Below are 5,797 nucleotides of genomic sequence, written 5' to 3'. Positions count from 1 at the left end.
AAAGATCCTACTACTGGCGAAGCTCATTTATACCACCGTGCTCATTGGCATGAAGGAAAGCTTTATTACAGAGGTCAGATTTTGATCGACTCTCAAGAAAATCAGGCATAGTCTTAGAAAACAACGATTATGTGAAAAACCCTCATTTTTGAGGGTTTTTTTGTTGATTTTAATTAAAATGAGGCAAAAAATGTCTTTTTTTGACGAACTTCCAAACTTAATTTTATTACTTTTGACCTCTGTTTTTTTCTAAAACAGTAAAAATATAGACATGAATAAAGTTACTGCTGCGATTACCGCTGTTGGGAAATATGTTCCTGATTATATCCTTACCAATAAGGAATTGGAGACCATGGTTGAAACCAATGATGAATGGATTACTTCAAGAACCGGTATTAAAGAGAGAAGAATTTTAAAGGAAGAAGAAGGGAAAGGAACTTCTTATCTTGCTATTAAATCGGCAGAGGACCTCCTTGCTAAAAGCAATTTGGATCCTACTGAGATTGAAATGGTGATTTTGTGCACTGCCACACCCGATATGCAGGCAGCATCTACCGGAGCATTTGTTGCTTCTGAGATAGGTGCCGTAAATGCATTTGCCTTTGATCTTGAATCTGCCTGTTCGAGTTTTTTATATGGTTTATCTGTTGCTGCCGGATATATAGAGTCTGGCAGGTATAAAAAAATCTTATTGATTGGTGCTGATATGAATTCATCAATGATCGATTATACAGACAGAGCCACTTGTATCATTTTTGGAGATGGAGCTGGCGCTGTTTTGGTGGAGCCCACTACTGATGGGAATGGCCTTCAGGATGAGATCATGAGAACTGATGGGTCAGGAAGAGAATTCTTGAATGTACCAGCCGGTGGTTCAGTAATGCCTGCAACAGATGAAACTGTGAAGGACAGACTTCATTTTGCACGTCAGGATGGACAGACCGTTTTTAAGAATGCCGTCTTTAATATGGCCGATGTTTGCGAGAAAATCTTGAAAAAGAATGGTTTGAGCAACGAGAATGTAGATTGGCTTGCTGCGCATCAGGCAAACAAGAGAATTGTGGAAGCCACAGCTCGAAGAATGAAATTGGATGCATCCAAAGTGATGCTGAACATTCAAAATTACGGAAATACAACTTCAGCTACCTTACCATTACTTTTAGCTGATTATGAGAAGCAACTTAAAAAAGGAGATACTGTGATTCTTGCCGCCTTTGGTGGAGGGTTTTCCTGGGGATCCATCTATTTTAAGTGGTGTTATAATTCATAAAACATATTTAAACCTATAATTATGGACTTAAAAGAAATTCAAAACCTAATTAAATTCGTTGCCAAATCTGGAGCAAATGAAGTTAAATTAGAAATGGGTGATGTCAAGATTACGATCAAGACAGGCGCTGAAAAAACAGAAACTAATTATTTTCAGCAAGCAGCTCCGGTATCCATGCCAGTTCAGGTTCAACCTGAAGTTCAGGCGGTTCCTGCAGTAGCTGCCGAACCTGCGGCTCCAGCAGCAGAAAGCAGTGGCGAGGACACCTCTAAATATATAGAAATCAAATCACCTATCATCGGTACTTTGTATAGAAAGCCTTCTCCAGACAAACCAGTGTTTGTGAAAGTAGGTGATACTATTGAAGCAGGAGATACGGTTTGTATCATTGAGGCAATGAAGCTATTTAACGAGGTTGAATCTGAGGTTTCAGGTAAAATCGTAAAAGTTTTAATTGAAGACTCGTCACCAGTTGAATTCGATCAGCCTTTATTCCTGATCGATCCTTCCTAGAAATAAGCTATCACTTGTGAATAAAGCGATTGCTTTTTCAGTGATTCAGTATTAATGTAATTTGATTAAATTATGTTTAAAAAAATATTAATTGCGAATAGAGGAGAAATTGCTCTTCGTATTATTCGAACTTGTCGCGAGATGGGTATAAGTTCGGTGGCTGTATATTCTACAGCTGATGCTGAAAGTTTGCATGTTCGTTTTGCTGACGAAGCAGTATGTATTGGTCCGGCATCAAGTGCAGATTCATATCTAAAGATTTCAAATATCATAGCAGCGGCAGAAATTACGAATGCAGATGCTATTCATCCTGGTTATGGGTTTTTGTCTGAAAATGCCCGTTTTTCAAAGATTTGTGAGGAGCATGGAATCAAGTTTATTGGTGCTTCTGAAGAAATGATCAATCTTATGGGAGACAAGGCGTCCGCCAAGGCTACAATGAAGAAGGCTGGCGTGCCCACTGTCCCGGGATCAGATGGAATTATTCCGTCTTTTAAAGCTGCTCAGAAAATAGCAGAAGAAACCGGTTATCCAGTCATGCTTAAGGCTACTGCCGGTGGTGGTGGAAAAGGAATGAGAGCCGTATGGAACCCTGAGGACCTTCAGGATGCATGGGATTCTGCACGACAAGAATCTAAAGCCGCCTTTGGAAACGATTCCATGTATATGGAAAAACTGATCGAAGAGCCCAGACATATTGAAATTCAAATTGTAGGAGATTCAAATGGCAAGGCTTGTCACCTTTCTGAAAGAGATTGTTCCATTCAAAGAAGGCATCAGAAATTGACTGAAGAAACACCGTCTCCTTTTATGACGGATGAATTGAGAGAGAAGATGGGAGAAGCTGCAGTACTTGCTTCGGAATTTATCAAGTATGAAGGAGCAGGAACCATTGAATTCTTGGTTGATAAGCACAGGAATTTCTATTTCATGGAAATGAATACCAGAATACAGGTGGAACACCCAATTACAGAGCAGGTAATTTCAAATTTCGATCTTATTTGTGAACAGATTAAAGTAGCGGCAGGTGTTCCGATTATTGGTATCAACTATTATCCTACCCAGCACTCTATCGAATGTAGAATAAACGCAGAGGATCCTTATAATAATTTTAGACCATCACCAGGAAATATTACCATATTTCATGCGCCAGGGGGTCATGGAGTGAGATTGGATACACATGTGTATGCTGGATATACCATTCCTCCAAATTATGATTCAATGATCGCCAAGTTAATAGTTACTGCTCAATCCAGAGAAGAGGCTATTTCGAAAATGAAAAGAGCACTTGATGAGTTTGTGATTGAAGGAATCAAAACAACTATTCCATTCCATAGACAATTAATGGATGATCCGGATTATGTTGCTGGAAATTACACTACCGCATTTATGGATGACTTTGTTATTCAGGAAGACTAAATGTTGCAAGTGACAAGTATAAATAGAAAAGATGTGATAAATTCACATCTTTTTTTTTATATTTATTTTAAATCTTTATTAATATGTAAGATTAAATACTAATTTGTAACTATACTTATGAAAGAGCAAAGCATAAAAATTGATGGCATCGATAAGTTAATCCTGAATCAACTTATGGAGGACGCCAGAACCCCTATTTTAAGTATTGCCAGGGAGGTGGGTATTTCCGGTGCGGCCATTCACCAGCGTTTGAGAAAACTGGAAGCATCAGGTTTAATAGCCGGATCAAAATTCATGATCAACCCCAAGGTGCTTGGCTTTAAGACCCTTGCCTTTGTGGGAATTTTTCTTGATAGTTCCAGTAAATATAAAGAGGCGACCAAAAGATTAAAGGAAATTGATGAAGTGATAGAAAGTCATTATACTACCGGGAATTACGCCATTTTTGTAAAGATTCTTTGTCGTGACAATGAGCATTTAATGCAGGTTCTTAATCACGAAATTCAGAATATTAAAGGAGTTGCCCGCACCGAAACATTCATTTCTTTAGATCAACAGATCGACCGACAGATGAAGATTTAACATAAAGATCGTGGCCTTACAATTTGAGGCCCTCAGGATTTTTATTTCCAATCATTAACTTCTGCTATTATAGATATTCACATAGTATAGCAGGGTGGCAATAGAGCTAAGAGCTGCAACAACATAGGTTCTTGCGGCCCATTTCAAGGCGTCTTTTGCTGCATCGTGCTCATCACTTGTCACCATATTTTTTTCCTCGAGCCATACCAAGGCCCTGTTACTGGCATCATATTCTACAGGTAAGGTTACTACAGAAAATACTACGGTGGCAGCAAATAGTAGAATCCCGAGAAGCAAGAGTTGTGGAAAGGCCTCTACTGTAAAAATTCCTACGATCAGCAGAATAGATGCAAATTTAGAAGAGATGCCAACCGCTGGTACCAGCCTTGATCTTAATTGAAGCCAGGCATAACTTTTTGCATGCTGTACGGCATGCCCACATTCATGAGCTGCCACTGCAGCTGCAGCAGCATTGCGTTCTGAATAAACAGCTTCACTTAGATTGACCGTCTTATTTTGGGGATTGTAGTGATCGGTTAATCTCCCGGGAGTGGAAATGACCTTTACGTCATATATATGATTGTCAGCCAGCATTTTTTCAGCTATTTCTTTTCCGCTCAAGCCATTCTGTAAATGCAGCTTTGAATACTTTTTAAATTTACTTTTCAGCCTGCTTTGCACAAACATGCCTAACAGTCCAATAATAATAATCAAAATAAAAGAACCACTCATAATAAATCTATTCTAAGGTTATAATTAATACTTTTATAGCAAAAAGCATGCAAAATTTTTATCATGGGAAATAACACACCTCAAATCCTATTAATTTATACGGGAGGAACCATTGGTATGGTCAAGGATTATAAGTCAAATGCTTTAAAGCCGTTTGACTTTGAAAACATAAAAGTGAAGATTCCGGAATTAAAATTATTAGACTGTAAGATAGAAACTACGGCGTTTTCAGAGCCGATAGATTCTTCCGACATGAGCCCTGAGTACTGGATAAAAATTGCAGAAATTATCAAATCACGTTATGATGATATAGATGGTTTCGTGGTGCTAACGGGCACTGACACCATGTCATATACCTCCTCTGCCTTGAGTTTTATTTTAGAAAATTTATCCAAGCCGGTAATTTTTACAGGTTCTCAATTACCAATTGGAGATCTACGAACGGATGCTAAAGAAAATTTAATTACTGCAATTCAGGTGGCAGCCTCAAGAAAGAATGACGAAGCAATTATTCAGGAAGTTGGATTGTATTTTGAATATAAATTGTACCGGGCAAACAGAACTACAAAAGTAAGTTCAGAGCAGTTTGAGGCCTTTGAGTCACCTAATTATCCTCATCTGGCAGAAAGTGGTGTACATCTGAATTTTAATGATTCTCATTTGCTGAGACCCGATAAAAAACTTCCTTTGCAGCTGCAAAAAAAACTCGATGCAAAGGTTTTGGTGCTGAAATTGTTTCCGGGAATAAGTGAGTCGGTCGTGAGTCATATTTTAAAGTACCCAGAGCTGGAAGGGCTTATTCTTGAAACTTATGGCGCAGGGAATGCACCTACATCACAATGGTTCTCAAACAGTTTACTCAAAATTATCCAAAAAGGCATTCCGGTGATTAATGTTACCCAATGCATTAGTGGAGGTGTCCTTATGGGGCATTATGAAACAAGTGTTCACTTGAAAAACATGGGGGTAATAAGTGGCAAGAATATCACTACAGAGTCGGCCCTGGCAAAATTGAAATTACTATTGGGTAAGAAAATTCCATTTGAGAACTTTAAGCGTGAATTTGAGCTTTCCTTGCGTGGAGAAATGAACTAGTTTTAGAGTAAAAGTTTTTACAAGTAAATAATTTTTTGTTACTTGCCGCTCATATAAAATTTTGACATTTTGGAGAGGTGGCCGAGTGGCTTAAGGCGCACGCTTGGAAAGCGTGTTTATGAGAAATTGTAACAAGGGTTCGAATCCCTTTCTCTCCGCGGAAGATGTTCTTATGTTCCAAAATTT

7 protein-coding genes and 1 tRNA gene are annotated in these 5,797 nt (G+C 38.5%); 7 read left to right on the top strand and 1 reads right to left on the bottom strand.

Features of this window, described 5'->3' with window-relative positions; genetic code table 11:
- From ACR2MV_RS04965 to ACR2MV_RS04945, 5 genes are all read left to right on the top strand, one after another.
- Positions 1-111, top strand: a 111-nt coding sequence (locus tag ACR2MV_RS04965) for a 50S ribosomal protein L32 (protein ID WP_434020796.1), incomplete at its 5' end; no start/stop codon positions are given.
- Between the two features lie 160 nt (positions 112-271).
- A complete protein-coding gene (locus tag ACR2MV_RS04960; protein ID WP_434020795.1) occupies positions 272-1,270 on the top strand; it encodes a beta-ketoacyl-ACP synthase III in 999 nt (332 codons plus the stop codon).
- A 21-nt stretch (positions 1,271-1,291) separates the two neighbouring features.
- Positions 1,292-1,783: an acetyl-CoA carboxylase biotin carboxyl carrier protein gene (gene accB, locus ACR2MV_RS04955; RefSeq protein WP_434020794.1), complete on the top strand. Its 492-nt coding sequence runs from the start codon at positions 1,292-1,294 to the stop codon at positions 1,781-1,783.
- Between the two features lie 72 nt (positions 1,784-1,855).
- Entirely contained in the window at positions 1,856-3,202 is a 1,347-nt protein-coding gene (accC, locus tag ACR2MV_RS04950; protein WP_434020793.1) for an acetyl-CoA carboxylase biotin carboxylase subunit, read from the top strand.
- A gap of 117 nt (positions 3,203-3,319) precedes the next feature.
- A complete protein-coding gene (locus ACR2MV_RS04945) occupies positions 3,320-3,784 on the top strand; it encodes an Lrp/AsnC ligand binding domain-containing protein (protein ID WP_434020792.1) in 465 nt (154 codons plus the stop codon).
- A gap of 54 nt (positions 3,785-3,838) precedes the next feature.
- On the opposite strand, the gene ACR2MV_RS04940 is transcribed toward ACR2MV_RS04945, so the two are convergent.
- Entirely contained in the window at positions 3,839-4,516 is a 678-nt protein-coding gene (locus tag ACR2MV_RS04940) for a zinc metallopeptidase (RefSeq protein ID WP_434020791.1), read from the bottom strand.
- A gap of 63 nt (positions 4,517-4,579) precedes the next feature.
- On the opposite strand from ACR2MV_RS04940, the gene ACR2MV_RS04935 reads away from it, so the two are divergent.
- Positions 4,580-5,611, top strand: coding sequence for an asparaginase (locus ACR2MV_RS04935; protein WP_434020790.1), 1,032 nt, complete (start codon positions 4,580-4,582; stop codon positions 5,609-5,611).
- A gap of 71 nt (positions 5,612-5,682) precedes the next feature.
- Positions 5,683-5,769, top strand: a tRNA-Ser gene (locus ACR2MV_RS04930).
- The last annotated feature ends 28 nt before the right edge of the window (positions 5,770-5,797 follow it).

This window comes from Lutimonas sp., from assembly GCF_051011215.1.
GTDB lineage: Bacteria > Bacteroidota > Bacteroidia > Flavobacteriales > Flavobacteriaceae > Lutimonas.
The sequence above is the reverse complement of the archived record's forward strand: the minus strand, read 5'-3'. Positions and strand labels throughout refer to the sequence as shown.

Coding starts and splice junctions, on each gene's coding strand:
- ACR2MV_RS04960 (WP_434020795.1), top strand. CDS start 272: ATGAATAAAGTTACTGCTGCGATTACCGCTGTTGGGAAATATGTTCCT.
- accB (WP_434020794.1), top strand. CDS start 1,292: ATGGACTTAAAAGAAATTCAAAACCTAATTAAATTCGTTGCCAAATCT.
- accC (WP_434020793.1), top strand. CDS start 1,856: ATGTTTAAAAAAATATTAATTGCGAATAGAGGAGAAATTGCTCTTCGT.
- ACR2MV_RS04945 (WP_434020792.1), top strand. CDS start 3,320: ATGAAAGAGCAAAGCATAAAAATTGATGGCATCGATAAGTTAATCCTG.
- ACR2MV_RS04940 (WP_434020791.1), bottom strand. CDS start 4,516: ATGAGTGGTTCTTTTATTTTGATTATTATTATTGGACTGTTAGGCATG.
- ACR2MV_RS04935 (WP_434020790.1), top strand. CDS start 4,580: ATGGGAAATAACACACCTCAAATCCTATTAATTTATACGGGAGGAACC.